The organism is Pseudomonas sp. NPDC088890, from assembly GCF_044900155.1.
GTDB classification, from domain to species: Bacteria; Pseudomonadota; Gammaproteobacteria; order Pseudomonadales; family Pseudomonadaceae; genus Aquipseudomonas; species Aquipseudomonas urmiensis.
Window position 1 is genome coordinate 60,739 of the sequence record NZ_JBJDNG010000012.1, and the last position, 25,099, is coordinate 85,837.

Annotated in this window: 25 protein-coding genes; 8 read left to right on the plus strand and 17 right to left on the minus strand. The window is 62.0% G+C overall.

From position 1 onward, the window contains the following. The first annotated feature begins 59 nt into the window (after positions 1-59). A complete protein-coding gene (locus ACI2JX_RS21385) occupies positions 60-1,463 on the plus strand; it encodes an aminoacyl-tRNA deacylase and HDOD domain-containing protein (RefSeq protein ID WP_404690936.1) in 1,404 nt (467 codons plus the stop codon). A gap of 36 nt (positions 1,464-1,499) precedes the next feature. Here the strand turns inward: ACI2JX_RS21385 and ACI2JX_RS21390 are convergent, their stop codons facing one another. The 4 genes from ACI2JX_RS21390 to ACI2JX_RS21405 form a co-directional block, all read right to left on the minus strand. Beyond that, entirely contained in the window at positions 1,500-1,877 is a 378-nt protein-coding gene (locus ACI2JX_RS21390; RefSeq protein ID WP_264234029.1) for a helicase, read from the minus strand. Between the two features lie 149 nt (positions 1,878-2,026). Continuing rightward, the gene (locus tag ACI2JX_RS21395; protein WP_404690937.1) at positions 2,027-2,332 is read right to left on the minus strand and encodes an HU family DNA-binding protein; all 306 of its coding nucleotides are present in this window, start codon (positions 2,330-2,332) and stop codon (positions 2,027-2,029) included. 189 nt (positions 2,333-2,521) lie between these two features. After that, positions 2,522-3,670, minus strand: coding sequence for an NAD(P)/FAD-dependent oxidoreductase (locus ACI2JX_RS21400; RefSeq protein WP_404690938.1), 1,149 nt, complete (start codon positions 3,668-3,670; stop codon positions 2,522-2,524). A gap of 34 nt (positions 3,671-3,704) precedes the next feature. Further along, positions 3,705-3,872 carry a rubredoxin gene (locus ACI2JX_RS21405; protein WP_186553042.1) on the minus strand — a complete coding sequence of 56 codons (168 nt, stop codon included), beginning with the start codon at positions 3,870-3,872 and terminating at the stop codon, positions 3,705-3,707. 240 nt (positions 3,873-4,112) lie between these two features. Between ACI2JX_RS21405 and ACI2JX_RS21410 the strand changes: the two genes are divergently transcribed. Then, the gene (locus ACI2JX_RS21410; protein WP_404690939.1) at positions 4,113-4,670 is read left to right on the plus strand and encodes a chorismate--pyruvate lyase family protein; all 558 of its coding nucleotides are present in this window, start codon (positions 4,113-4,115) and stop codon (positions 4,668-4,670) included. Beyond that, positions 4,670-5,560: a 4-hydroxybenzoate octaprenyltransferase gene (gene ubiA / locus ACI2JX_RS21415; RefSeq protein WP_404690940.1), complete on the plus strand. Its 891-nt coding sequence runs from the start codon at positions 4,670-4,672 to the stop codon at positions 5,558-5,560. Before ACI2JX_RS21410 ends, ubiA begins: the two co-directional genes overlap by 1 nt. 174 nt (positions 5,561-5,734) lie before the next feature. On the opposite strand, the gene ACI2JX_RS21420 is transcribed toward ubiA, so the two are convergent. Continuing rightward, positions 5,735-6,106 carry a hypothetical protein gene (locus ACI2JX_RS21420; protein ID WP_186553045.1) on the minus strand — a complete coding sequence of 124 codons (372 nt, stop codon included), beginning with the start codon at positions 6,104-6,106 and terminating at the stop codon, positions 5,735-5,737. A gap of 149 nt (positions 6,107-6,255) precedes the next feature. Between ACI2JX_RS21420 and phoB the strand changes: the two genes are divergently transcribed. The 3 genes from phoB (at position 6,256) to ACI2JX_RS21435 (ending at position 9,825) form a co-directional block, all read left to right on the plus strand. Next, positions 6,256-6,945, plus strand: coding sequence for a phosphate regulon transcriptional regulator PhoB (gene phoB / locus ACI2JX_RS21425; protein ID WP_003253341.1), 690 nt, complete (start codon positions 6,256-6,258; stop codon positions 6,943-6,945). Positions 6,946-6,992: 47 nt separating this feature from the next. Further along, positions 6,993-8,300 (plus strand): phosphate regulon sensor histidine kinase PhoR, encoded by a 1,308-nt coding sequence (phoR, locus tag ACI2JX_RS21430; RefSeq protein ID WP_368972894.1) that lies wholly within the window; start codon positions 6,993-6,995, stop codon positions 8,298-8,300. Positions 8,301-8,484: 184 nt separating this feature from the next. After that, positions 8,485-9,825, plus strand: a complete 1,341-nt coding sequence (locus ACI2JX_RS21435; RefSeq protein ID WP_186553047.1) for a hemolysin family protein — start codon at positions 8,485-8,487, stop codon at positions 9,823-9,825. 124 nt (positions 9,826-9,949) lie between these two features. On the opposite strand, the gene ACI2JX_RS21440 is transcribed toward ACI2JX_RS21435, so the two are convergent. From ACI2JX_RS21440 to ACI2JX_RS21475, 8 genes are all read right to left on the minus strand, one after another. Then, on the minus strand, positions 9,950-10,846 hold the full coding sequence (locus tag ACI2JX_RS21440) for a peptidoglycan DD-metalloendopeptidase family protein (protein ID WP_404690941.1): 897 nt from the start codon (positions 10,844-10,846) through the stop codon (positions 9,950-9,952). A gap of 161 nt (positions 10,847-11,007) precedes the next feature. Further along, positions 11,008-11,913: a response regulator gene (locus ACI2JX_RS21445; RefSeq protein ID WP_404690942.1), complete on the minus strand. Its 906-nt coding sequence runs from the start codon at positions 11,911-11,913 to the stop codon at positions 11,008-11,010. Between the two features lie 163 nt (positions 11,914-12,076). Further along, a complete protein-coding gene (phoU, locus tag ACI2JX_RS21450) occupies positions 12,077-12,847 on the minus strand; it encodes a phosphate signaling complex protein PhoU (RefSeq protein ID WP_264234048.1) in 771 nt (256 codons plus the stop codon). Between the two features lie 148 nt (positions 12,848-12,995). Further along, complete coding sequence (gene pstB, locus ACI2JX_RS21455; protein WP_186553051.1) at positions 12,996-13,829, minus strand: phosphate ABC transporter ATP-binding protein PstB; 834 nt, start codon at positions 13,827-13,829, stop codon at positions 12,996-12,998. Positions 13,830-13,902: 73 nt separating this feature from the next. Then, entirely contained in the window at positions 13,903-15,573 is a 1,671-nt protein-coding gene (gene pstA, locus ACI2JX_RS21460; protein ID WP_264234051.1) for a phosphate ABC transporter permease PstA, read from the minus strand. A gap of 17 nt (positions 15,574-15,590) precedes the next feature. Beyond that, on the minus strand, positions 15,591-17,879 hold the full coding sequence (locus tag ACI2JX_RS21465) for an ABC transporter permease subunit (protein WP_186553053.1): 2,289 nt from the start codon (positions 17,877-17,879) through the stop codon (positions 15,591-15,593). Positions 17,880-18,017: 138 nt separating this feature from the next. After that, a complete protein-coding gene (locus ACI2JX_RS21470; RefSeq protein ID WP_186553054.1) occupies positions 18,018-19,016 on the minus strand; it encodes a phosphate ABC transporter substrate-binding protein PstS in 999 nt (332 codons plus the stop codon). A gap of 303 nt (positions 19,017-19,319) precedes the next feature. Beyond that, positions 19,320-20,609: an MFS transporter gene (locus tag ACI2JX_RS21475; protein WP_404690943.1), complete on the minus strand. Its 1,290-nt coding sequence runs from the start codon at positions 20,607-20,609 to the stop codon at positions 19,320-19,322. A gap of 359 nt (positions 20,610-20,968) precedes the next feature. Between ACI2JX_RS21475 and ACI2JX_RS21480 the strand changes: the two genes are divergently transcribed. Next, complete coding sequence (locus ACI2JX_RS21480; RefSeq protein ID WP_003253317.1) at positions 20,969-21,367, plus strand: acyl-CoA thioesterase; 399 nt, start codon at positions 20,969-20,971, stop codon at positions 21,365-21,367. A 70-nt stretch (positions 21,368-21,437) separates the two neighbouring features. Next, complete coding sequence (locus ACI2JX_RS21485; RefSeq protein ID WP_404690944.1) at positions 21,438-22,334, plus strand: D-hexose-6-phosphate mutarotase; 897 nt, start codon at positions 21,438-21,440, stop codon at positions 22,332-22,334. Between the two features lie 106 nt (positions 22,335-22,440). Here ACI2JX_RS21485 and ACI2JX_RS21490 read toward each other — a convergent pair whose 3' ends face one another. The 4 genes from ACI2JX_RS21490 to purE all read right to left on the minus strand — a co-directional run bounded on the left by ACI2JX_RS21490 (position 22,441) and on the right by purE (position 24,951). After that, on the minus strand, positions 22,441-22,974 hold the full coding sequence (locus tag ACI2JX_RS21490; RefSeq protein WP_404690945.1) for a DUF3299 domain-containing protein: 534 nt from the start codon (positions 22,972-22,974) through the stop codon (positions 22,441-22,443). A gap of 49 nt (positions 22,975-23,023) precedes the next feature. Continuing rightward, positions 23,024-23,269 (minus strand): GlsB/YeaQ/YmgE family stress response membrane protein, encoded by a 246-nt coding sequence (locus ACI2JX_RS21495; protein WP_264234058.1) that lies wholly within the window; start codon positions 23,267-23,269, stop codon positions 23,024-23,026. Positions 23,270-23,366: 97 nt separating this feature from the next. Continuing rightward, the gene (locus tag ACI2JX_RS21500; protein WP_264234060.1) at positions 23,367-24,449 is read right to left on the minus strand and encodes a 5-(carboxyamino)imidazole ribonucleotide synthase; all 1,083 of its coding nucleotides are present in this window, start codon (positions 24,447-24,449) and stop codon (positions 23,367-23,369) included. 10 nt (positions 24,450-24,459) lie between these two features. Next, positions 24,460-24,951, minus strand: coding sequence for a 5-(carboxyamino)imidazole ribonucleotide mutase (gene purE / locus ACI2JX_RS21505; RefSeq protein WP_264234062.1), 492 nt, complete (start codon positions 24,949-24,951; stop codon positions 24,460-24,462). Positions 24,952-25,099: the final 148 nt, after the last annotated feature.

A 25,099-nucleotide genomic window follows, 5' to 3' on the forward strand; every position in this document is an offset into this window, starting at 1 on the left:
CCAGTCTGTCGGTCAGGCTGGTTATACTTTGCGTTTAAAGAATTTCTTGGATACAGACCATGACTGAAGTTGCCCTGGACACCGCAACCCTACACGCACCGTCTGTCATCCGGCTGTTGCTCGACAAACTCGGCGTAGCCTACTGCGAAGTGCCTGAGCACCCGTCGTTGCCCGCCGCCTCTCGCGTTCAGGCAGTATTGCTCGACGATGAGATCGGCGCCTTGATGGTGCTGTTCCCGCAGAGCCAGCTGCTGGACCTGAATCGCCTGACCGAGCTGACTGGCCGCAAACTCACCGCCGTTCCGGTTGAGCGGCTCAAGCACATGCTCGATAAGCATCAGCTCAAGAACCTGCCAGCCATCCCGGCATTGACCAGTTCGCCCTGCCAGTACGAAAAGAGCCTGCTGGATGCCGAAACCGTGAGGATTCACTCCGGGGAAGCGGGCCTGTTGCTGGAGATCGAACAAAAAGACTTCAAGAAGTTACTTGCCAAAGCCAGCGCCAGCAGCTTCGGCCAGGAGCTCAAAGACATTCGGCCTAACCTCGATCGCCCGGACGATGACCGCCATGAGATCACCCAGGCTGTGGAGAACTTCACCGCCCGGCGGATCCAGAAACGTCTCGAAGAGACCATCGAGATCCCGCCGCTGGCCGACACCGCGCAGAAGATCATCAAGCTGCGCGTCGACCCCAATGCCAGCATCGATGACATCACCGGCGTGGTCGAGACCGATCCGGCCCTGGCCGCCCAGGTCGTCAGCTGGGCGGCATCGCCCTACTACGCCTCGCCCGGCAAGATCCGCTCGGTGGAAGACGCCATCGTGCGCGTGCTGGGCTTTGATCTGGTGATCAACCTCGCCCTGGGCCTGGCCCTGGGCAAGACCTTGAGCCTGCCGAAAGACCATCCGCAACAGGCAACCCCGTACTGGCAGCAGTCGATCTACACCGCTGCTGTCATCGAGGGCCTGACCCGCGCCATGCCCCGCGCCGAGCGCCCCGAAAGCGGCCTGACCTACCTGGCCGGCCTGCTGCACAACTTTGGCTACCTGCTGCTGGCGCATGTATTCCCGCCGCACTTCTCGCTGATCTGCCGCCATCTGGAGGTCAATCCGCACCTGTGCCATACCTACGTCGAGCAGCATTTGCTGGGCATCAGCCGTGAGCAGATCGGCGCCTGGTTGATGAAGCTGTGGGATATGCCCGATGAGCTGCGCACGGCCCTGCGTTTCCAGCACGACCCATCCTACGATGGCGAGTTGTCGGCATATCCGAATCTGGTTTGCCTGGCTACGCGCCTGCTGCGCTCGCGTGGGATTGGCTCGGGGCCGCAGGAGGAGATTCCGGATGCGCTGTTCGAGCGTCTGGGGCTGAGCCGGGACAAGGCTGAAGATGTGGTCAGCAAGGTATTGGAGGCAGAGGCGCTGTTGCGCGAATTGGCTTCGCAGTTCCAGACGCCGCACTGAGTTGATAATTGGGGCCGCTTGGACGGCCCAATACTCTCAGGCCTTGTTCTTTTTCGGCTTCAGGTACTTCATCAAGCCCTGGAACCAGATCACCAGCGCCGGGTTGCCCTTGATCTGGATGCTCTTATCCTGAATGCCCTGCATGAACGCCAATTGCTTGTTGCCCGCCTGCAGGGTGGCGAAGCCATACGCGGCGTCCTTGAAGGCAATGGCAAACGCCGGCTGCGGGTGCTGGCCGCCCTTGCTGCTGATCCGCTCGTTACTGACCAGGAAATGCCGAGCGACCTTGCCATCGAGCGTCTGCATCTGGAACACCAGCTCCTTGTCGCGCAATTGCTGCTGGAACGCCGGGTTATTGCGACTGGCCCGCGCCATCAGCAGCCCCATGGCCCAGAGAAGAAAACGAAACTTCATCGACGCGCCTCGATTGAAAAATGACTGAGTCGCGCAGTTTATCCTTATCCCGACCTATTTATGCAAGTTCGCCACAGTTACCGTGTGTAAAGCACAACGGGCGCCACATGGGCGCCCGTTCGGATCACAGTTGAAGCATTAACCAGTGATTACTTTTTCTTTGCGGATTTGGCCGCAGCAGCCGGCGGATTGACGCTGTCTTTCAGGTTCTTGCCAGGTTTGAAGGCGACAGTGTTGCTGGCTTTGATCTTAACCGGCTGACCGGTCTGCGGATTCTTGCCGGTGCGGGCACCACGATGACGCTTCTCGAAAGTGCCAAAGCCGACCAAGGTGACGGTGTCCTTGTCGAGGGCATCCATGATGCTGTCTAGGATCGCATTCAGCACCTGATTGGCCTTTTCCTTGGTCAGATCGGTCCTTTCTGCGATGACGGCGGCGAGTTCTGGTTTACGCATAGTGAAGCCTCTTGGACGGGAATTCTTGTTGTTATTGCCGTGCTGCTTGGCAAAGCAGCGCTCAAGGCGCCGCAGGCTCTAAACTGCGGCAGACGCGACTGAGAATGGCACGCCGATAGGGACCGCGCCAGTGTCTGGGCGGCCAATGTGCCTTCAACAACAAGGTAAACCCGACAGAACGCCCGCCGTTTACGCCATGAGTGGCGGTAACTGCCGATTCAGCGCCAGCTTTTCCATCACGGCCGTGCCGGTCAAGGCGTAGCCCAAGAGGTTGCCCTGCGCATCACGGCACAGCACTTTGAGATCAGCGCCCTGCCCTTCAACTTGCCAGTTACCCTCACGGCCTTGTGGTGGTGGCGAGACTACCAACGGGCAAACCGGGGTCTTCACAGTGACCGGCATTGGCCCATAGGCGACTGCCGTAGGTTTGCCGGTCAGGGTTTGCGCTAGAGCACGAGCACAGGTCATCAATGGCATCACGTACAACAGGTTGATCCCCGCGACTTCGGCGCAGTCTCCCAAGGCGAAGATGTTGGCGTGTGAAGTGCGCAGCTCGCGATCCACCACCACGCCGCGATTGACCTGCAACCCGGCAGCGGCGGCCAGGTCGGTGCGTGGACGCAGGCCGATGGCCGAAACCACCAGATCGCAAGCAATCACGCCACCGTCCGACAGGTGCGCCTCCAGGCCATCAGCCACACGCTGCAAACGAGTCAAGACCGGGCCCAAGTGCAAACGCACACCCATGCGCTCAAGGCCAGCCTGGACCGCGCCAGCGGCCGCCGGGTGCAGCAAGGTCGGCATCACCTGCTCGCAGGGTGCGACCAGCTCGACCTGAAATCCGCCCAGGCTCATGTCATTGGCGAACTCGCAACCGATCAGGCCAGCGCCCAGGATCAGCACCCGACGCTTGCCTGCGGCCGCGGCGCGAAAGCGCGCATAGTCCTCCAGGTCGTTGATCGGGAACACCCACTCGCCAGCATCGCCTTCGATCGGCACCTGTACGGTCTGCGCGCCCCAGGCCAGGATCAGGTCGCGGTACTCGACCGCTTCCTCACCGATCCACAAACGCTTGTGGCCAGGGTCGATGCCGCTGATGCGGGTGTGGGTGCGGATCTCGGCCTTGAGCTGCTCGGCCATGGCACCAGGTTCGGCCATGACCAGGCCGTCGGCGTCCTTGTCCTTGGCGAAGCCGGTGGACAACATCGGCTTGGAGTAAGAACGACCGTCGTCGGCAGTGATCAGCAACAGCGGCGTTTCGCCATCGAGCTTGCGAAACTCCCGGGCCAGGTTGTAGCCCGCAAGGCCGGTACCAATGATCACCACAGGGGACGTCATGTCATGCTTCCTCGTTCGTTGAATAGCGTTGCGATCAGCCGATGGCGATCATTTCGAAGTCCATCTTGCCCACGCCGCAGTCTGGGCACAGCCAATCTTCTGGTACATCTTCCCAGCGCGTGCCTGGAGCGATGCCGTCATCCGGCCAACCTTCTGCTTCGTCGTAGATCAGGCCACAGACAATACATTGCCACTTCTTCATCAATACCTCCTCGTCAGGCTCAGGCTTGGCACCGCTGCTTTGTGGGGCTATCGCGGGGCAAGCCCGCTGCCACGTTGTCCCGAACCACAAAGCAAGCGTGTAGCAGGCATGCCCGCGACTGCAGATTCTTGGCGTGCGCGGCAGCCAGGGGGCTTTGTACTGGCCCTGCCAGCAGTATGCAAGCAGCATGGGCAAACATGCTAAGCTCGCCGCCTCTCTGGCTGTAACAAGCATACCGACGTGTCGTACGAATCCTCGCAAGCAGCCGCTGTCGCGTGGCTGGCGTATTCACAGCTGGCTGCCGACATCGACCAGCCTACCCTCGACTGGCTCTTCGACGAGGGTTCTCTGACCCGCCGTCTGACCGCCCTGTCCCACTATCATTTCTCCGTCACCCCGCTGTTCGAGGGCTGGCAGCCCCTGCGTGACGATGAATGCCAGGCCCTGAACCTTGAGCCAGGCGCGCAAGGCTGGGTGCGCGAGGTGTACCTACGCGGCCACGGCCAGCCGTGGGTATTCGCCCGCAGCGTGGCCGCACGCAGCGCCTTGGAGCGTGGTGGCCTGGATCTGGAAACGCTCGGCAGTCGCTCGCTCGGCGAGCTGTTGTTCTGCGACCAGGCGTTTGTGCGCCACCCCCTGCAAGTGTGTACTTATCCACAGGCCTGGCTGCCGCCTGAAACTGCCGATAACGGCCTATGGGGCCGGCGCTCGCGCTTTGAGCGCGATGGCCTCGACCTGCTGGTGGCCGAAGTGTTCCTACCGGCGCTGTGGCAAGCGGACAAGGAGGACCACCGCTGATGTACCTGCAACTGCTCAAGTCGCTCAACCGCCTGCACCCACGCGCCTGGGACTTCGTCCAACTGAGCCGCATGGACCGCCCCATTGGCATCTACCTGCTGTTATGGCCGACCCTGGCTGCGGTGTGGATCGCCGGCGATGGCTCGCCTAGTGTTGCCAACGTACTGATCTTCGGCCTGGGCGTGGTCCTGATGCGTGCGGCGGGTTGCTGCATCAATGATTTTGCCGATCGCAAGGTCGATGGCCACGTCAAACGCACCGCCGACCGCCCCCTTGCCAGCGGCCGAGTGAAATCGCGAGAGGCGCTGGTGCTGTTCGCGACTCTGGTGGGGGTGAGCTTCCTGCTGGTGCTGTGCACCAATGCGCGCACGGTGTGGCTGTCGTTCGGCGCGGTGGCCTTGGCGTTCTGCTACCCGTTCATGAAACGCTACACCTACTACCCTCAGGTGGTGCTGGGCGCAGCGTACTCCTGGGGTATCCCGATGGCCTTCACCGCAGCGGGCGGCGAGCTGCCGGCCAGCGCCTGGCTGTTGTACATCGCCAACCTGCTGTGGACGGTGGGTTACGACACCTATTACGCGATGGTCGATCGTGATGACGACCTCAAGATTGGCGTGAAATCCACCGCCATCCTGTTCGGCGAAGCAGACCGGGCGATCATCCTGACCTTGCAGATGCTGTCGCTGGGCTGCTTGCTATTGGCGGGCAATCAGTTCGAGCTGGGCGGTTGGTTCCACCTGGGGCTGATGGGTGCGGCGGTGTGTTTTGCCTGGGAGTTCTGGTCGACGCGCAAGCTGGATCGCGACTCGTGCTTCAAGGCGTTCCTACACAATCACTGGGCGGGGTTACTGGTGTTCATTGGGGTGGTGCTGGACTACGCGTTGGCTTGAACACACCATTTGAGCTTGGGGGCGTCTGCATTGGGGCCGCGTTGCGGCCCTTCGCGGGCAAGCCCGCTCCCACTAGTTCCGCGCAACTCTTCAGAGCTTGGCTATCCCTGTGGGAGCGGGCTTGCCCGCAAAGGGCCGCAACGCAGACCCAAACTTGTCAGTGCGTAGGGCGCTTCAAGGTTTGGCAACGTGCCAAACGTCCTTCATACCATCACCCGTGGTCTCCCCAGCCTTCTTGTCCTTGACGAAGGTATACAGCGGCTTGCCGTCATAGGCCCACTGCATGCTGCCATCGTCGCGGGTGATGTGGGTCCACTTGCCTTTGGCCGCTTCATCATCCGGCTTGACCATCAACGGCGGCCAGTTCTTGGCACAATCGCCGTTGCACATGGACTTGCCGCCGGCATCCTTATCGAACGTGTACAGCGTCATACCGTCATGGTCGACCCACATGCCATCTTTCTCCATGGCATGGTGGGCAGATGCCACGCCCGGCAGTGCCAGCACAGCGAAAAGGGCCATCCAGTTCAGCGTTTTTCGTGTCATTGGATTTCACCGTTTTTGTTCGGGTGTGGGATTTAAAGCCTAGCTCAGTCATCCATACTTGCCGCAACGGCCCACGACATGTCACACGACTGCAATAATTCCGTTATCTAATGCGGGCCAAGACACCGTATCCAGGAGAGGTTTTGAGCATGGTTGGCAGGAACATTCTGATCGTCGACGACGAGGCACCGATTCGCGAGATGATCGCCGTTGCGTTGGAAATGGCCGGCTACGACTGCCTGGAAGCGGAAAATTCGCAACAGGCCCACGCCATCATCGTCGACCGCAAGCCAGACCTGATCCTGCTCGACTGGATGCTCCCGGGCACCTCCGGCATCGAGCTGGCCCGCCGCCTGAAGCGCGACGAGCTGACGGGCGACATCCCGATCATCATGCTGACCGCCAAGGGTGAAGAGGACAACAAGATCCAGGGCCTGGAAGTTGGCGCCGACGACTACATCACCAAGCCCTTCTCGCCGCGTGAACTGGTGGCCCGGCTCAAGGCCGTGCTGCGCCGCACCGGCCCCAGCGACAGCGAAGCGCCAATCGAAGTCGGCGGCCTGCTGCTCGACCCGATCAGCCACCGGGTGACCATCGATGGCAAGCCGGCCGAGATGGGCCCCACCGAGTACCGCCTGCTGCAGTTCTTCATGACCCACCAGGAGCGCGCCTATACCCGTGGCCAGTTGCTCGACCAGGTCTGGGGCGGCAACGTCTATGTCGAGGAGCGCACCGTCGACGTGCACATCCGTCGCCTGCGCAAAGCGCTGGGTGAGGCCTACGAAAATCTGGTACAAACCGTCCGGGGCACCGGCTATCGCTTCTCGACCAAGAGCTGATCGAAGCCCGAGCGCCTAGCTGCACGCCGCTGTACAAGGACCGTCAATTGAACCAGAACTGGCACGCGACCCTGATTCGTCACCTGCTGCTGTTGATCACCGTCTGCCTGATCGGCGGGTTGATCAGCGGCTATTACGGCTGGAGCCTGGCCCTTGGCCTGGCGCTCTACCTGGGTTGGACCCTCAAGCAGTTGCTGCGCCTGCACGACTGGCTGCGCAACCATCAACCCGACGAAGCACCACCCGACGGCTATGGCTTGTGGGGTGAAGTGTTCGACAGCATCTATCACCTGCAACGGCGCGACCAACGTGTGCGCGGCCGGCTGCAGGCCGTGATCGACCGGGTCCAGGAGTCCACCGCCGCGCTGCGCGATGCGGTGATCATGCTCGACAGCGATGGCAACCTGGAATGGTGGAACCGCGCCGCCGAGACCCTGCTGGGCTTCAAGACCCCGCAGGACGGCGGCCAGCAGGTGACCAACCTGGTCCGTCACCCGCGCTTCAAGGAATACTTCGAAGCGGAGAACTACCTCGAACCGCTGGAAATTCCCTCGCCGATCAACGACCGCATGCGGGTCCAGCTGCATATCACCCGGTATGGCAACAACGAGCATCTGATGCTGGTGCGCGATGTCACGCGCATCCATCAGCTCGAACAGATGCGCAAGGACTTCGTCGCCAACGTCTCCCATGAGCTGCGCACGCCACTGACGGTGATCACCGGCTACCTGGAGACGCTGTTGGACAACGTCGAAGACGTCAACCCCCGTTGGAGCCGGGCGCTGCAGCAGATGAGCCAACAAGGCTCACGCATGCAGACCCTGCTCAACGACCTGCTGCTGTTGGCCAAGCTCGAAGCCACCGACTACCCCTCGGACAACCAGCCAGTGGCGGTGGATGCCCTGCTCAATGCGATCAAGAGCGACGCCCAGGCCCTGTCCGGGCCGCGCAACCAGCGGATCAGCCTGGAGGCGGCGCCCGGGGTTTATCTCAAGGGCAGCGAGTCGGAGCTACGCAGCGCGTTTTCCAACCTGGTGTTCAATGCGGTCAAGTACACCCAGGATGAAGGCCACATCCGTATTCGTTGGTGGTCGGACGAGCAAGGCGCGCATCTGTCGGTACAAGACTCGGGGATGGGCATCGATGCCAAGCATTTGCCGCGCCTGACCGAGCGTTTCTACCGGGTTGATTCGAGCCGCAACTCCAACACTGGCGGCACCGGGTTGGGCTTGGCGATCGTCAAGCATGTGCTGCTGCGCCATCGCGGTCGGTTGGAGATCAGCAGTGTACCGGGGCATGGCAGTACCTTTACCTGCCACTTTGCGCCGGGACAGCTGGTGTCCAACAAAGCATAAGCGCCAAGCATCGCTGGGGCCGCTCCGCGGTCCATCCCAGCGCTTCGGCGCCCCGCCAAGCCAGCTCCACAGCACCATACCCTTTGCTTTTGCGGCCTCAGCCGCTACATTGGCTGTCCTGTGCCAGCCTCTGCTGGCACTTGTTTTTCATCCTTTTCGAAGACGGACCCCGTAAAACCCCATCATGGACCCTTCCCCTGGTATCAGCTTTACCTCTCTGTTTGCCGACTTCGGCATGATTCTTTTTGCGCTGTTCCTGGTCTTGCTCAACGGTTTTTTCGTTGCCGCCGAGTTCGCCATGGTCAAGCTGCGCTCCACCCGCGTCGAGTCGATCGCCGAACTGCATGGCTGGCGTGGCAGCATACTGCGCAAGGTGCACAACCAACTGGACGCCTACCTGTCGGCCTGCCAGCTGGGTATCACCCTGGCCTCGCTGGGCTTGGGCTGGGTCGGTGAACCTGCGTTTGCACATTTGCTCGAACCGCTATTGGCCTACCTTGGCGTCGATACGCCAGAGTTGATCAAGGGCATCTCGTTCTTCGTCGCCTTCTTCGTCATCTCCTACCTGCATATCGTGGTCGGCGAGCTGGCGCCCAAGTCGTGGGCGATCCGCAAACCCGAGCTGCTGTCGCTGTGGACGGCAGTGCCGCTGTACGTGTTCTACTGGGCGATGTACCCGGCCATCTACCTGCTCAACGCCAGCGCCAACACCATCTTGCGCATTGCGGGCCAGGGCGAGCCTGGTCCGCACCATGAGCATCACTACAGCCGCGAAGAGCTCAAACTGATCCTGCACTCCAGCCGCGGCCAGGACCCTAGCGACCAAGGCATGCGCGTGCTGGCCTCGGCCGTGGAGATGGGCGAGCTGGAAGTGGTCGACTGGGCCAACTCCCGCGAAGACATGATCAGCCTCGACGCCAAGGCGCCGCTCAAGGAAATCCTGGCGATGTTCCGCCGGCACAAGTTCAGCCGCTACCCGGTGTACGACGCCGAGCGTGAGGAGTTCACCGGCCTGTTGCACATCAAGGATCTGTTGCTGGAGCTGGCCGACCTGGACCACATCCCCGGCACCATCGACCTGGAAGACTTGTGCCGGCCGCTGGAGCGTGTGTCCCGACACATGCCGCTGTCGCAGCTGCTGGAGCAGTTCCGCAAGGGCGGTGCACACTTCGTGCTGGTCGAAGAAGCCGATGGCAAGGTGATCGGTTACCTGACCATGGAAGACGTACTGGAAGTGCTGGTTGGCGACATTCAGGACGAGCACCGCAAGACCGAGCGCGGCATCCTCGCTTACCAGCCGGGCAAATTGCTGGTGCGCGGTGATACACCGCTGTTCAAGGTCGAACGTTTGTTGGGCGTGGACCTTGACCACATCGAGGCGGAGACCCTGGCAGGCTTGGTGTACGAGACGCTCAAGCGGGTGCCTGAGGAAGAAGAACTGCTCGAGGTGGAAGGGCTGCGGATCATCATCAAGAAGATGAAAGGGCCGAAGATCGTGCTAGCCAAGGTGCTCAAGCTCGACTGACCCGCTGGGGCCGCTTTTTGCGGCCCATCGCAGCGGTTCGGCGCCCCGACAAGCCAGCGCCTACAGGTAGTCCAGATACCTAGCTGCCTTGCAGGAAATGGGGCTGTAGAGCAGCCCCAGGGTTTCAGGGATTGCCGGCAGTGAAATTCGGTAGCCCGCCAAGCGGCCGGTCGAACTGATACGGAATCGACTCCAGCGACAACCCGACATTGCGCTGCACCACAAAATGCAGGTGCGGCCCACTGCTGTTACCGGTATTGCCCGACTTGGCCAGGACCTCGCCCTGCCCCACCCGCTGACCTTCCCCCACCAGCACCGATCCGCGCATCAGGTGCAAGTACACCCCCATGGTGCCGTCCGGGTGCAGGATGCGCACAAAATTGCCGGAAGGATGGGTGCCGCGTCCGCTCTGGCTGTTCTCGATCTTCACCACCACCCCGCCACGCGCGGCGACGATAGGCGTACCTTCAGGCATGGCGATGTCCATGGCGTAGCGGCCTTTGGCGCCAAAATGGCTGTAGCGACCGTTCGGCCCTTGGGTCAGACGGAATGGCCCGCCACGCCAGGGGAACGGGTAGCGAAACGCCTGTGGCCGCTGCACCGGGTCGCCCATGGCGTAGTTCAACTTGCTCTGATAACCCAGCTTCGCGCCTGGCCGCACCTTCACCACGCTGAGCACCTGGGTCGAGCGCGGCGGTAGCACCCGCCGGACGATACGCGGTGCATTGCCGCCAACGGCATTGCTCAAGCGCAGCAGCCGTAACTCGACCTCGACGGGTGCGAACAGCTCGTTACGTGCCGAAAACCGAACGCCTCCAGCGAAAGCCTCAGTGTTCAGGCGTACCTGGCCTTCCAAACGTTCGACCATCGGTTCGCGGAAAATCAGAGGTTTGGCACCCGGGCTTGGCCGCTCGGAGTAGGACACCACTCCGAATTCGTCAGTGGTCTTGTAGATGGTCATGCCCAGGCTCGACGCTGAGGCCAGGAGCAAGGCACAGAACAGCAGCAGGCGGCTGGGCATGATAGTGGCTTTTTGACAGGTTAGATCTGTCGAAGCCTAGCAGCCCAGTGCCGGGGGTGTAGGTGCAGTTGGTCGCCTGGATCAGGCAGTGCGCGCCTCATCGCGGGGCAAGCCCGCTGCCACGAGCTGGGCTTGCTGCACGATGAGTCCTGAACCGGCGCTCAAGCGCCCGGGGTGAAGTGCTTCTGGGTAGTCCCACGGGCAATCAGTCGCGACAGGTAATCGAGCTTCTGCGCATCCTGGTCGACGAACTTGAACGTCAGCTGCAACCAGTCGCTCTCAGGCTTGGGTTCCAGCGCCGCAATGGCATGTAGATAGCCGTTGAGCCGCGCCACTTCGGCGTTCTCGCCCTGCTCCAGGTCCAGCACCGCGCCTTCCAACACTTGTGGCAGGTTGGCGCTGCGACGCACGACCAGCAGCGCCTCCTTGAGGCTCAATGCCTTGATCACGCATTGCTGGGTGCCGCTGGACAAACGCAACTGGCCTTGGCCGCGACCACTCTGCGCAGCGGCAGCCGCCGTACGCGGAGTGGGGGCATTGATCAGCGGTTTGGCAGCAGCAGTAGCAGCCGGGGCTGGCGCAGCTTTGACCGCTTCAGGCCGCCCACCGGTCAGGGCGCTGAGTGAATCGTTGGCGAACGCCGAATTGACCCGCGCCGGCCCACCTGCCAGCAGGCTGTCCAGCTTGCCGATCTTGCTCAGCGACTTCTTCACCTTGGTCAGCAGCTGCTCGTTGGTGAACGGTTTGCCGACGAAATCGGAAACGCCGGCCTGAATCGCCTGAATGACGTTTTCCTTGTCACCGCGGCTGGTCACCATGATGAACTGCAGGGCTTTCATTTCAGGCTGCTGGCGGCACCAGGTGAGCAGTTCGAGGCCGGACATCTCCGGCATCTCCCAGTCGCATAGGACCAGGTCGTAGGTTTCCTTGCTCAGCATCGCCATGGCCTTGCGACCGTTGACCGCGTCTTCGATGACCATGCCGGGGAACGCATTGCGCAGGCACTTCTTTACCAGGTCACGGATGAACGGCGCGTCATCCACGACCAGCACATTGACTTTACTCATCAATACTCCTCTTGATCCCGACTAGCATACCGCTGACTGATGGCCATTTGCCAAACCACTGGTCACGCCGGGAGTTCTCACCTTGTTCGCGGGTGCCTGCTGGCTGCTCGACCGCAAACGAAAACGCCCGGCACAGGCCGGGCGTTCATGCTCGGGAGCAATCCTATTTATCGTCTGATTCAGCCGGAACATTAGCGATTTCACCCTCGACCCCGGCTTTCCCCTCGACTTCCGCCTTCATCCGCTTTAGGCCCAGGTGACGCACGTCGGTGCCGCGCACCAGGTAGATCACCAGCTCGGCGATGTTGCGAGCGTGGTCGCCGATCCGCTCCAGCGAACGCAGGGCCCAGATCACGCTGAGGACGCGCGAGATCGAACGCGGGTCTTCCATCATGTAGGTGACCAGCTCGCGCAGGGCGGTCTTGTATTCGCGGTCGATGGTCTTGTCGTACTGGGCCACCGACAGGGCCAGTTCGGCATCGAAGCGGGCGAACGCGTCCAGCGCGTCACGGACCATGTTGCGCACCTGATCGCCAATGTGGCGCACCTCTACGTAACCGCGCGGCGACTCGCCTTCCTCGCACAGCTGGATGGCGCGACGGGCGATCTTGGTCGACTCGTCACCGATGCGCTCCAGGTCGATCACCGACTTGGAGATGCTGATGATCAAGCGCAGGTCGGAGGCCGCTGGCTGGCGACGGGCGAGGATGCGCACGCATTCCTCGTCGATGTTGCGCTCCATCTGGTTGATCTGTTCATCGACTTCACGCACCTGCTGAGCCAGGCCAGAGTCGGCTTCGATCAGCGCAGTGACGGCGTCGTTGACCTGCTTCTCGACCAGCCCACCCATCGCCAGGAGGTGGCTGCGAACCTCTTCGAGCTCGGCGTTGAACTGCTGGGAGATGTGATGGGTAAGGCTTTCTTTGTTGATCATGCGTTCGCTCCGCGAGCTGCAAGCTTCAAGTTTGTTCGTGTGGGAGCGGGCTTGCCCGCGAAGCAGGCGCCTACGGCGCATGGCAAGGGCTTCGCCCTTGTTCGCGGGCAAGCCCGCTCCCACAGGGTCCGAGTCGTTCGTGCGGCCTCTAGCCGTAACGACCGGTGATGTAGTCTTCGGTCTGTTTCTTCGCCGGGTTGGTGAACAGCGTATCGGTATCACCGAACTCGATCAGTTTGCCCATGTACATGAACGCGGTGTAGTCCGAGACACGCGCCGCCTGTTGCATGTTGTGGGTAACGATGACGATGGTGTACTTGGATTTCAATTCGTAGATCAGCTCTTCGACCTTTAAGGTCGAGATCGGGTCGAGTGCCGAGCACGGTTCATCGAGCAGCAGCACTTCAGGCTCGACGGCAATGGTACGGGCGATGACCAAACGTTGCTGCTGACCACCGGACAGGCCCAGCGCCGACTCGTGCAAGCGGTCTTTGACCTCATCCCACAGGGCCGCGCCCTTGAGTGCCCACTCAACCGCCTCATCGAGGGTGCGTTTCTTGTTGATGCCCTGGATCCGCAGGCCGTAGACCACGTTTTCATAAATGGTCTTGGGGAACGGGTTAGGCTTCTGGAACACCATGCCGACCCGCCGACGCAGCTCGGCGACGTCTTCGCCTTTGCGATAGATGTTATTGCCGTACAGGTTGATCTCGCCTTCGACGCGGCAGCCATCGACCAGGTCGTTCATGCGGTTGAACGTGCGCAGCAGGGTCGACTTACCGCAGCCGGACGGGCCGATGAAGGCGGTCACGCGCTGTTTGGGGATGTTCATGCTGACGTCGAACAACGCCTGCTTGTCGCCGTAGTACAGGGACAGGCCAGGCACTTCGATGGCAACGGTCTCTTCGGCCAGGCGCAGGCTCTGCTTGTCGCGACCCAGGGCGGACATGTCGATGCCGTGGGTGTGGGATTCTTGCTGCATGGTCAACTCCATACGCTATCAATTCGTTTCAAAGCGCCGCCCGGCTTGCAGGCGGCATGCTTGCTAATCAGACTCAGTGGTCGAGCGCCTTGTACTTCTCGCGCAGGTGGTTACGGATCCACACCGCCGAAAGGTTGAGGGTGGCGATCACCAGCACCAGCAACAGCGCGGTGGCGTACACCAGCGGTCGCGCGGCCTCGACGTTCGGGCTCTGGAAGCCGACGTCATAGATGTGGAAGCCCAGGTGCATGATCTTCTGGTCCAGGTGCAGGTAAGGGTAGTTACCGTCCACTGGCAGCGATGGCGCCAGCTTGACCACACCCACCAGCATCAGCGGCGCCACTTCACCGGCGGCACGTGCCACGGCGAGGATCATGCCGGTCATCATCGCCGGGCTGGCCATTGGCAGGACGATCTTCCACAGCGTCTCGGCCTTGGTCGCGCCGAGGGCCAGCGAGCCCTCGCGCACGGTCCGCGGGATCCGCGCCAGACCTTCTTCGGTAGCCACGATCACCACCGGCACGGCCAGCAGGGCCAGGGTCAGCGAAGCCCACAGCAGGCCTGGAGTCCCCAGGGTTGGCGCCGGCAGGGCTTCAGGGAAGAACAGCCGGTCGATCGAACCACCCAGCACGTAGACGAAGAAGCCCAGGCCGAACACGCCGTAGACGATCGCCGGAACACCCGCCAGGTTGTTCACCGCGATGCGGATCAGCCGCGTTACCGGGCCCTGGCGGGCATATTCACGCAGATACACCGCAGCCAGCACGCCGAACGGGGTGACGATCACGGCCATGATCAGGGTCATCATCACCGTACCGAAGATGGCCGGGAAGATACCGCCCTCGGTGTTGGCTTCACGCGGGTCGTCGCTCAAGAACTCCCAGACCTTGGCAAAGTAGGTACCCAGCTTGGTGAAGGTACCCATGCCGTTTGGCTGATAGGCATGCACCACCTTGTCCAGGTTGATCTCGACTTCGCGGCCATTGCCATCACGGGCAACCAGGCTGTCACGGCTGAACTCGCTGTGCAGCGCGCCGAGGCGGTCTTCGATGGCCTTGTAGCGGCTGTTCAGCTCGGCGCGCTCGGCGTCCATGTCCGCCTGAGCAGCGGCGTCCAGCTTGCCGTCGAGCTCAAGCTTACGGCTGTGCAGGCGCAGGCGCTCCAGGCCATGGTTGATCGCACCGATGTCTTTCTTCTCAAGGGTCTGCAGCTCGCCGGCCAGTTTGCTGGCACGCTTGAGGCGCGCTTGCAGTTCGGTCCAGGCCGCTTGGCCTTCGGCGACGACCTTGCCGTTCTCCTTGACGCTGACCAGGTAGCCGTAGAAGTTGCCCCATTCGCGGCGCTCCAGGGCGATCAGTTCGGCGGGGGTGGTTTGATCCACCAGCCAGTCACCGACCACCCAGGTGAAGTCGCTGCCATTGAGGTCGCGGTTACCGACCTTGATCAGCTCGCGGGTCATGAACTCCGGGCCGTTATCCGGCACCGGCAGACCGGCGCCCTTCAAGCGCGCCAGCGGGACTTCTTCTTTCTGTACCACTTCACCGATGACTACATGATCAGCCTGGCCAGGCACCTTATAGGTGGCCTGGATCAGGTCGGCCGGCCAGAAGTGGCCCAGGCCACGCACGGCGATCACCGCCAGCAGGCCCACGGTCATGATCACTGCGATGGCGACCGCGCCACCGCTGATCCAGACGCCGGGGGCGCCGCTCTTGAACCAGCCTTTGAGGGAATCCTTTTTCACGGATCTCTACCTTTCTATCAAAGCGACGAGTATTTCTTGCGCAGACGCTGACGAATCAGCTCGGCCAGGGTGTTCATCACGAAGGTGAACATCAGCAGTACCAGCGCGGCGAGGAACAGCACGCGGTAGTGGCTGCCGCCGACTTCCGACTCGGGCATCTCCACCGCGACGTTGGCGGCCAGGGTACGCATGCCTTCAAACAGGTTCATCTCCATGACCGGGGTGTTACCGGTGGCCATCAACACGATCATGGTCTCGCCCACTGCACGGCCCATGCCGATCATCAGCGCCGAGAAGATACCCGGGCTGGCCGTGAGGATGACCACACGGGTCAGGGTCTGCCACGGCGTAGCACCCAGCGCCAGCGAACCCAGGGTCAGGCTGCGTGGCACGCTGAACACGGCGTCTTCGGCGATCGAGTAGATGTTCGGGATCACCGCGAAGCCCATGGCGATACCGACTACCAGGGCGTTGCGCTGGTCGTAGGTGATACCCAGGTCGTTGCTGATCCACAGGCGCATGTCGCCGCCGAACCACCAGGTTTCAATGAACGGGCTCATGTACAGGGCGAACCAGCCGGTGAACAGGATCACCGGGATCAAAATCGCGGCTTCCCAGCCATCCGGCACACGCAGGCGCAGCGATTCCGGCAGGCGGCTCCAGGTGAAGCCGGCCAGCAGGATACCGATCGGCATCAACAGGAACAGGCTGAACACACCCGGCAGGTGGCCTTCAAGGTACGGCGCGAGGAACAGGCCGGCGAAGAAGCCGAGGATCACCGTCGGCATCGCTTCCATCAGCTCGATCACCGGCTTGACCTTGCGGCGCATGCCAGGGGCCATGAAGTAAGCGGTGTAGATCGCTGCGGCAATGGCCAGCGGCGCCGCCAGGATCATCGCGTAGAACGCGGCCTTGAGGGTACCGAAGGTCAGTGGCGAAAGGCTCAGCTTAGGCTCGAAGTCGGTGTTCGAAGCAGTCGACTGCCAAACGTACTTGGGCTCGTCGTAGTTCTCGTACCAGACCTTGCTCCACAGTGCGCTCCAGGACACTTCCGGGTGCGGGTTCTTCAGGCTCAGCGGCAGCAGCTTGCCGCCTTCTTCGATGAAGATGCGGTTGGCGCGTGGCGACAGCGCGAGGATACCCGCGCCTTCGGCGGCAGGCTCGACCAGCAGGGTACGATGCGCGGTGCTGTGGAACACGCCGAGCTTGCCGGCGCTGTCCAGGGCGATGAAACCTTTGCGGCGCTCTTCGGCGTCGATCTGCACCACCGGGGCGTTGCCCATCTGGAAGCTGCGAATCAGCTTGAAGCGCTGCTCGCCATCCGGGTCACGGGCCATGAACCACTGGCTCAGGCCACCTTTGGAATCGCCGAAGATCAGCGAGATACCGCCGACCAGCTGGGCACTGGCGGTGATCTCGGCCTGGCCGTCGTCGAGCAGCTTGTAGCGACCATTGAGGCTCTTGTCGCGCAGGCTGAACACGTCGGCCTGGGCGCGACCGTTGACCACATACAGCCATTGCTGGCGCGGGTCGATGAAGATCGCCTTCACCGGCTCGGTCATTTGCGGCAGGTCGATGCGGTTCTGCTCGCTGGTGACCTCACCGGTCATCATGTTCTCTTCGCGAGTCAGCTGGGTCACCAGCAGTTGCGAACCATGCGAACCGGCTACCGTCACGGTCTCGCCGTTGACGTTGACGCTGACGTGCTCAAGCGCGCGGCCCTGCTCGTCGAGCACGAACGGCTCCTGGCCATACGGGAAATCGATGCCAGGGGTGATGGTCTTTTTGTTGTCCGGGTAGGTGATCTTGTAGGTGTGGTGGAACACCACCGCCTGACCATTGGACAAGCCCAGCACGATCAGCGGGCTACCCGGCTGGTCGGTACTGATCGACGTCACCTGGGCGCCGGCCGGCACGGGCAGGTTCACGCGATTGATTTCAGCACCGCTCTTGGTGTCGAAAAACAGCGCCTGGCCTTTATCGGACACACGCATGCCGACCAGGTTTTGCTCCTCGAGGGCGATCATCAGCGGTTTGCCGGCATCCTGCTGCAGCCAGGTCGGCTCCAGGGCCTTCTTGCTGGTCAGTTCGGCGCCCTGGAACAGTGGCAGCACGACATAGGCCAGATAGAAGAAGATCAGGGTAATCGCCGCCAGCACGGCAAGCCCGCCCACCAGTACATACCAGCGGGTCAGGCGATCCTTGAACGCACGCATCTTGCGCTTGCGTTGCAACTCGGGCGTATTGAAATCAATCCGCACGGGGGGAGAATTTTGGGTCATGGTGGAGTTGGCCAGATCATTCATGCGCACACCCTAGCGGTCCCGTATTACAAAAACATGACAGTGCATTGACGCAAAAAAGCCCGCCGCTCAGGAGTTCTGGCTTCGGACCGAGAATGGGTGGGAGGGCTAGCCGCAGGCCAGCCCTCGCCGGGGTCTCACTTACTTCTTGGCAACGTTACCGTTGTGCGACAGACCGAGGTCCGCCATGGCCTTGTCGACCACTTTCTTCGGCAGTGGGATGTAGCCATCCTTGACCACGACCTGCTGGCCAGCTTGCGACAGGACCAGCTTGATGAACTCGGCGTCCAGCGGGGCCAGAGGCTTGTTCGGCGCCTTGTTGACGTAGACGTAGAGGAAGCGCGACAGCGGGTAGGTGCCGTTCAGGGCGTTGCTTTCGTTGTCTTCAACGAACTCGCCGCCTTCTTTCTTGGCCAGGGCTACAGTCTTGACGCTGGCGGTCTTGTAACCAATGCCCGAGTAGCCGATGCCGTTCAGCGAGCTGCTGATCGACTGCACGACCGAAGCCGAGCCAGGCTGTTCGTTGACGTTAGGCTTGAAGTCGCCTTTGCACAGGGCTTCTTCCTTGAAGTAGCCGTAGGTGCCGGATACCGAATTGCGGCCGAACAGCTGCACTGGCTTGTTGGCCAGGTCGCCAGTCACGCCCAGGTCGCCCCAGGTTTTCACGTCGGCTTTGCCGCCGCACAGGCGAGTCGAGGAGAAGATCGCATCGACCTGCGCCATGGTCAGGCCCTTGATCGGGTTGTCCTTGTGCACGAATACGGCCAGGGCGTCGACGGCAACCGGGATGGCGGTTGGCTTGTAGCCGTACTTCTGCTCGAAGGCCTGCAGCTCGACGTCCTTCATCTTGCGGCTCATCGGGCCGAGGTTGGCGGTGCCTTCGGTCAGCGCGGGTGGCGCGGTGGAGGAGCCGGCCGCCTGGATCTGGATGTTTACGTTCGGATATTCCTTCTTGTAGGCCTCGGCCCACAGCGTCATCAGGTTGGCGAGGGTGTCGGAACCTACGCTGGAGAGGTTGCCCGAAACACCGGTGGTCTTGGTGTAGGTCGGGATTGCTGGGTCGACAGCGGCTACCGCATTGGCGGTGGCAACGCCAGCGGCGGCGAAGGTAAGGGCCGCCATCAAACGCTTCAGTTTCATGCCTTGCTCCTAGCAGGAATATTTGGGGTGTTGGATGGATCGGGCCCAAGTATCTGCAGGCCGCATGAACACGATATGACTCCAATGTGACAATTGGATGAAAGGCCATCACCGCGAATGCGGGATGGCCTTTCAGGATGTTTCAAGGTTATGCGGTGGTTGGGGCCGCTTTGCGGCCCATCGCAGGCAAGCCAGCTCCTACAGGGGCCGCGCAAGCCATGAGGTTGGCTCAATGCCTGTAGGAGCTGGCTTGCCTGCGATGGGCTGCAAAGCAGCCCCAAATCCTCCAGCCTTACCGATTACTCAGCGCTTGTTCGCCAACAGGTAAACCCCAACCAACAGACCAACGGCACACAACCCCGCCACGTAGTAAGCAGGCGCCATCGGGCTGAGCTTGAGCAGCGCAGTCACCACCATCGGCGTCAGGCCACCGAAAATGGCGTAGGCGACGTTGTAGGAGAACGACAACCCACTGAACCGCACCACCGCCGGGAACGCCTTGACCATCACATACGGCACTGCGCCAATCACCCCGACGCACAGGCCCGTCAGCGCGTACAGCGGGAACAGCAGGTCCGGCCGAGTCGGCAGGCTGTGGTAGAACGTCCACGAGGTCACCAGCAACGCCAGGCTGCCGATCACGAATACTCGCCCAGCACCAAAGCGATCCGCCAGGCTGCCGGAACCGATGCAGCCCAGGCTGAGTAGCACGATCGCCAGGCTGTTGGCTTTGAGCGAATCGGTCGGGCTGATGTGATAGAGGCTCTGCAGCAGCGCCGGGGTCATCAGGATCACCACCACCACGCCAGCCGACAGCAGCCAGGTCAGCAGCATCGACAGGATGATCGCCCCGCGGTGATCACGCAGCACCGCGCGCAGCGGCAGCTCTTCGGCCAGCGCCTTGCGCTGCTGCATCTCGGCGAATACCGGCGTCTCATGCAGCCAACGGCGCAGGTAGACCGCGAACAGGCCGAACACACCACCGAGCAGGAACGGAATCCGCCAGGCGTAATCCGCCACTTCCTCGACGGTATAAACCGTGTTGATCAGCGTCGCTACCAGTGAGCCCAGCAAAATCCCGGCAGTCAGCCCGGCCGTCAGCGTGCCGCAGGCGTAGCCGGTGTTGCGCGCCGGCACATGCTCGGAGACGAACACCCAGGCGCCCGGCACCTCACCACCAATCGCCGCGCCCTGAATGACCCGCATCAGCAGCAGCAGGATCGGCGCCCACAGGCCGATCTGCGCGTAGGTTGGCAGCAGGCCCATGATCAGTGTCGGCAGGGCCATCATGAAGATGCTCAAGGTGAACATCTTCTTGCGCCCCAACAGGTCGCCGAAGTGCGCCATGACGATGCCGCCGAGCGGGCGCGCCAGGTAACCGGCAGCAAAAATGCCGAAGGTCTGCATCAGGCGTAGCCATTCGGGCATGTCCGGCGGGAAGAACAGCTTGCCGACTACCGTGGCGAAGAACACGAAGATGATGAAGTCGTAGAACTCCAGCGCGCCGCCCAGGGCGGACAATGAGAGCGTCTTGTAGTCACTGCGGGTCAGCGGCCGCGAGGGCTGCTCGATACTGCTGGGCACGGAGGTCATCGATTATCTCTTGTAGGTCGTGCAGGCCGCTTGGCACGCGGCTTCTGGAATGGTGAGCAGCGAAGATAGCAAATTGGCGCGCTACGCTCATAGCGATACAAAAACACTACAGATATTCATGAATGCGCGGTCGTCGCTGGCTGTGAGGCTCTATATACTGCCCATTCGTAGCAAAAGGTTGCTCCCGATGTGGGATGTTGTGCGAAAACGCCGGTCACTATGCTCAGGCGGTTTCGCAGAGTTTCCCTTCGGCCGCCCTGCGAAGCGAAATCAGCGTAGTATGTTTTTAGCTGAATCGATTTCTCGGCGTCCTTCATTGCGCCAACCAACGAAGCGTCACGGGTCAGAGGCCCCACGGCATGATTGAGCTCGAACAAGAAGATCCTATCCCGCAGGGCGACCTGGCCTTGCAAATTACTGCGTTACCCCGCGAAACCAACGGCTTTGGTGACATCTTTGGCGGCTGGCTGGTCGCGCAGATGGACCTGGCCGGCACCGCCATGGCCAGCCGTGTCGCAGGCGGCCGGGTGGCCACCGTGGCGATCGACCGCATGGCTTTCCTGGTCCCGGTAGCGGTAGGCGCACAACTGTCCTTCTATACCCAGACCCTGGAAATCGGCCGCAGCTCGATCCAGATGATGGTCGAAGTGTGGAGCGACGATCCGCTGTCCAGCGAATGGCGCAAGGTCACCGAAGCGGTGTTCGTGTTCGTCGCCATCGATGGCAGTGGCCGTACCCGTTCGGTGCCTCGTCGCTGAGCCTGGCTGGCGGTAAACTCGTTGCAAGGCACAAGGTCCAAGGCCTACATGCAATCAACGAGACAAGCGTATGGCTAATTTCAAGGTCGAAACCGAGCTCCACGGCGAGCTCAATTGCTGGCGTATCAGCAGCGCTCATGCCGAACTACTGATCGCCCAGCAAGGCGCGCAGATCCTCAGCTATCAGCGAATCGGCGAACCGCCGTTGCTGTGGCTGAGCGACCAGGCCATCTTGCGCCAGGGTAAATCCGTGCGCGCCGGGGTACCGGTGTGCTGGCCGTGGTTTGGCAACTTGCAGCGCAATCCCGAATCCGTCCAAGCCATGTACAAAGGCGACCAGGCTCCGGCCCACGGGTTGGCGCGCGGACGCGACTGGCAATTGCGCAGGGTCGAAGAGGTCGGCGCCAACCTTCAGATCGAGTTCGAACTGCCCGAGGCGCAAGGCGACCTGCCCGGCTGGGCGCATGAGGTCGAGTTGAAACTGCTGATTGAGCTGGGTGAGCAATTGCACGTGACCCTGACCAGCTACAACCTGGGCAACGACAGCGTGACCATCAGCCAGGCCCTGCACAGCTACTTCGCCGTCAGCGATGTGCGCCAGGCGCGCGTTGAGGGTGTGCAGGGGCTGGACTACATCGAGACCCTGGCCGATTGGCAGCAGCGCACGCAAACCGGGGCGCTGGGCTTTGCCGGGGAGACCGACCGGATCTATCTGCACACCCCTGAGCGCTTGAGCATTGTCGACCCGCACTGGAATCGGCGGATTACCCTGGCCAGCAGCGGCTCGCGCTCAGCAGTGATCTGGAACCCGTGGAAAGAGCGCGCCAAGGAGCTGGCGGACATGGCCGATGATGGCTGGCAGCGGATGCTATGCATCGAGACGGCGAATGTCTGGGATGATGTAGTAGTGCTCAAGCCTGGGGCGAGTCATGCCCTTAGCGTGGTGATTGGCAGCGAGGCGCTCTGATCTGACCGGCCTCATCGCGGGGCAAGCCCGCTCCCACGCCAGCCTCCTGATGACGCGGGCTGCGCGGGAGCGGGCTTGCCCCGCGATGAGGCCGGCCCAGATACCATCAGAGGTCGGCATCCTCCACCACCCTCACCTGCCCTGCATCCAGCGCATACGCCGCATCCGCCAGGTCATTGCTGACCGTTTCCACCTTCAACGTCCCGCTGACCCACAGCGGCGTATAGATGTCATCGATCTTCAGCCCCTGCCGATAGCGCACCAGCACCAGCTGGTTGGGCGGCGGCGGCGGCACGTGGATGCAGGCCCCTGGATACGGCACCAGGAAGAACAATGTGCTGTTGCCCTTGGCATCGCTCTCCAGCGGCACCGGATACCCACCCAGGCGAATCTGTTTACCATTCATCGCCGCCACGGTCTTGGTCGAGTACATCACCGCCGGCAAGCCTTTGCTCTGCTTGAGGCCGCCCTTGTCGGTGAAGGTGCCCATCGCTTCAGGCGAGTTGTGATCGATTTCCGGCATCAGCTCCAGCGCCTTCTGGTCCGACTTGGGCATCAGTTCGAGCCAGTCGGTTTCAGGCAGTTCGGCGTGAGCCAGGCTAGCGACCAGCAACATCGGGATAAGGAAAAACGCACGCATAAAAAATGCCCGGCAACTCAGGTGGAATTGCCGGGCATTCTATCTGGAATCAGCGTTTCTTGATCAGACCGTAGATCACCAGGAGCACGATGGCGCCAACCAGTGCGCCGAAGAAGCCTGCCGCTTGCCCGGCCTGGTAGATGCCCAATGCCTGGCCGCCGTAGGTGGCCAGCAGGGAGCCGGCGATACCCAGCAGGATGGTCATGATCCAGCCCATGCTGTCGTCCCCAGGCTTGAGGAAGCGGGCCAGCAGGCCGACGATCAGGCCGATGAAGATGGTTCCAATGATGCCCATGGCAATCCCTCTGCAGTGAAGATGAAAACAAGCCAAAGCCTAGTCAGCGCTTTGGCTTGTTGCCATCTCAGAGGCCTTGCCGGCCACAGAGGTTCAATCAGCCGGCGATCAACGCCTCTACTTCGGCGATCTTGTCGTGCAGGGTAGCCATATCCGAGCAACGCAGGGTGGCGTGACCGACCTTGCGGCCAGCCTTGAAGGCCTTGCCATAGTGGTGCAGGTGGCAGTCGTCGAGGGCGACGATCTTGTCCACTGCCGGCACTTCGCCGATGAAGTTGAGCATGGCGCTCTCGCCGACCTTGGCAGTCGAGCCCAGCGGCAAGCCGGCAATGGCGCGCAAGTGGTTCTGGAACTGGCTGCACTCGGCGCCTTCGATGGTCCAGTGCCCGGAGTTATGGACGCGCGGGGCGATTTCGTTGGCTTTCAGGCCACCGTCGACCTCGAAGAACTCGAAGGCCATCACGCCGACATAGTCGAGCTGCTTGAGCACGCGACCGACGTAGTCTTCAGCCAGCGCCTGCAACGGGTGGTCTTCGCTGGCCACCGACAGGCGCAGGATGCCGTTCTCGTGGGTGTTGTGCACCAACGGGTAGAAGCGGGTTTCGCCATCGCGGCCACGCACGGCCACCAGCGACACTTCGCCCGTGAACGGCACGAAGCCTTCCAGCAGGCATGGCACGCTGCCCAGTTCGGCAAAGGTGCCGACCACGTCTTCAGCGCTGCGCAGCACCTTCTGGCCCTTGCCGTCATAACCCAGGGTGCGGGTCTTGAGCACAGCGGGCAGGCCAATGCTGGCGACTGCCGCATCGAGGTCCGCCTGAGAGAGGATGTCGGCGAACGCCGGGGTAGGGATGCCCAGGTCGCGGAACATGCTCTTTTCGAACAGGCGGTCACGGGCGATGCGCAGCGCTTCGGCGCTCGGGTAGACCGGAACGAACTGCGAGAGGAAGGCCACGGTCTCGGCCGGGACGCTTTCGAACTCGAAGGTCACCAGGTCGACTTCGTCGGCCAACTGGCGCAGATGGTCCTGGTCGCCGTAGTCGGCACGCAGGTGCTCGCCCAATGGCGCGGCGCAAGCGTCCGGCGCCGGGTCGAGGAAAGCGAAGTTCATGCCCAGCGGAGTGCCCGCCAGGGCCAGCATGCGGCCCAACTGGCCGCCACCGATTACACCGATCTTCATGTCGTAAGCCTCAAGCCTGACGTGGGTCAGGATTGTCCAGGACGGTTTCGGTCTGCTCCGTGCGGAACTGCTTGAGCGCCGCGTGGAACTGCGGGTGCTTGGCACCGAGGATGCTCGCCGACAGCAGCGCGGCATTGATCGCGCCAGCCTTGCCGATGGCCAGGGTGGCAACCGGAATACCGGCTGGCATCTGTACGATCGACAGCAGCGAGTCGACGCCCGACAGCATCGACGACTGTACTGGCACGCCGAGTACCGGCAGGTGAGTCTTGGCGGCGCACATGCCTGGCAGGTGGGCGGCGCCACCGGCACCGGCGATGATCACCTCGATGCCGCGGCCTTCGGCCTCATCGGCATACTGGAACAGCAGATCCGGGGTGCGGTGGGCGGAAACCACCTTCACTTCGTAGGGAATGCCGAGTTTTTCCAGCATATCGGCGGTGTGGCTAAGGGTGGACCAATCGGACTTGGAGCCCATGATCACGCCAACCAGTGCACTCATCGTCGAGCCTCTTCGCTTGTGCGCCCGCAGGCGCGTCAAAAAACAACAAGCCACGCGGGACGACCGGCGTGGCTTGTTTGCTGATCATGACCGGAATCTATCCGGTCGAGGGGCCGCGCAGTATAACGTAACGCGATAGCATCTCGGC

Bases quoted from the DNA above. Each gene is read 5' to 3' on its own strand.
- ACI2JX_RS21485 (WP_404690944.1), top strand. From the start codon at position 21,438: ATGGCTAATTTCAAGGTCGAAACCGAGCTCCACGGCGAGCTCAATTGC.
- ACI2JX_RS21400 (WP_404690938.1), bottom strand. From the start codon at position 3,670: ATGACGTCCCCTGTGGTGATCATTGGTACCGGCCTTGCGGGCTACAAC.
- ACI2JX_RS21435 (WP_186553047.1), top strand. From the start codon at position 8,485: ATGGACCCTTCCCCTGGTATCAGCTTTACCTCTCTGTTTGCCGACTTC.
- ACI2JX_RS21390 (WP_264234029.1), bottom strand. From the start codon at position 1,877: ATGAAGTTTCGTTTTCTTCTCTGGGCCATGGGGCTGCTGATGGCGCGG.
- ACI2JX_RS21470 (WP_186553054.1), bottom strand. From the start codon at position 19,016: ATGAAACTGAAGCGTTTGATGGCGGCCCTTACCTTCGCCGCCGCTGGC.
- ACI2JX_RS21405 (WP_186553042.1), bottom strand. From the start codon at position 3,872: ATGAAGAAGTGGCAATGTATTGTCTGTGGCCTGATCTACGACGAAGCA.
- pstB (WP_186553051.1), bottom strand. From the start codon at position 13,829: ATGCAGCAAGAATCCCACACCCACGGCATCGACATGTCCGCCCTGGGT.
- purE (WP_264234062.1), bottom strand. From the start codon at position 24,951: ATGAGTGCACTGGTTGGCGTGATCATGGGCTCCAAGTCCGATTGGTCC.
- ACI2JX_RS21440 (WP_404690941.1), bottom strand. From the start codon at position 10,846: ATGCCCAGCCGCCTGCTGCTGTTCTGTGCCTTGCTCCTGGCCTCAGCG.
- phoB (WP_003253341.1), top strand. From the start codon at position 6,256: ATGGTTGGCAGGAACATTCTGATCGTCGACGACGAGGCACCGATTCGC.
- ACI2JX_RS21475 (WP_404690943.1), bottom strand. From the start codon at position 20,609: ATGACCTCCGTGCCCAGCAGTATCGAGCAGCCCTCGCGGCCGCTGACC.
- ACI2JX_RS21445 (WP_404690942.1), bottom strand. From the start codon at position 11,913: ATGAGTAAAGTCAATGTGCTGGTCGTGGATGACGCGCCGTTCATCCGT.
- ACI2JX_RS21500 (WP_264234060.1), bottom strand. From the start codon at position 24,449: ATGAAGATCGGTGTAATCGGTGGCGGCCAGTTGGGCCGCATGCTGGCC.
- ACI2JX_RS21465 (WP_186553053.1), bottom strand. From the start codon at position 17,879: ATGAATGATCTGGCCAACTCCACCATGACCCAAAATTCTCCCCCCGTG.
- ubiA (WP_404690940.1), top strand. From the start codon at position 4,670: ATGTACCTGCAACTGCTCAAGTCGCTCAACCGCCTGCACCCACGCGCC.
- ACI2JX_RS21420 (WP_186553045.1), bottom strand. From the start codon at position 6,106: ATGACACGAAAAACGCTGAACTGGATGGCCCTTTTCGCTGTGCTGGCA.
- ACI2JX_RS21480 (WP_003253317.1), top strand. From the start codon at position 20,969: ATGATTGAGCTCGAACAAGAAGATCCTATCCCGCAGGGCGACCTGGCC.
- ACI2JX_RS21395 (WP_404690937.1), bottom strand. From the start codon at position 2,332: ATGCGTAAACCAGAACTCGCCGCCGTCATCGCAGAAAGGACCGATCTG.
- ACI2JX_RS21495 (WP_264234058.1), bottom strand. From the start codon at position 23,269: ATGGGCATCATTGGAACCATCTTCATCGGCCTGATCGTCGGCCTGCTG.
- ACI2JX_RS21385 (WP_404690936.1), top strand. From the start codon at position 60: ATGACTGAAGTTGCCCTGGACACCGCAACCCTACACGCACCGTCTGTC.
- phoU (WP_264234048.1), bottom strand. From the start codon at position 12,847: ATGATCAACAAAGAAAGCCTTACCCATCACATCTCCCAGCAGTTCAAC.
- ACI2JX_RS21490 (WP_404690945.1), bottom strand. From the start codon at position 22,974: ATGCGTGCGTTTTTCCTTATCCCGATGTTGCTGGTCGCTAGCCTGGCT.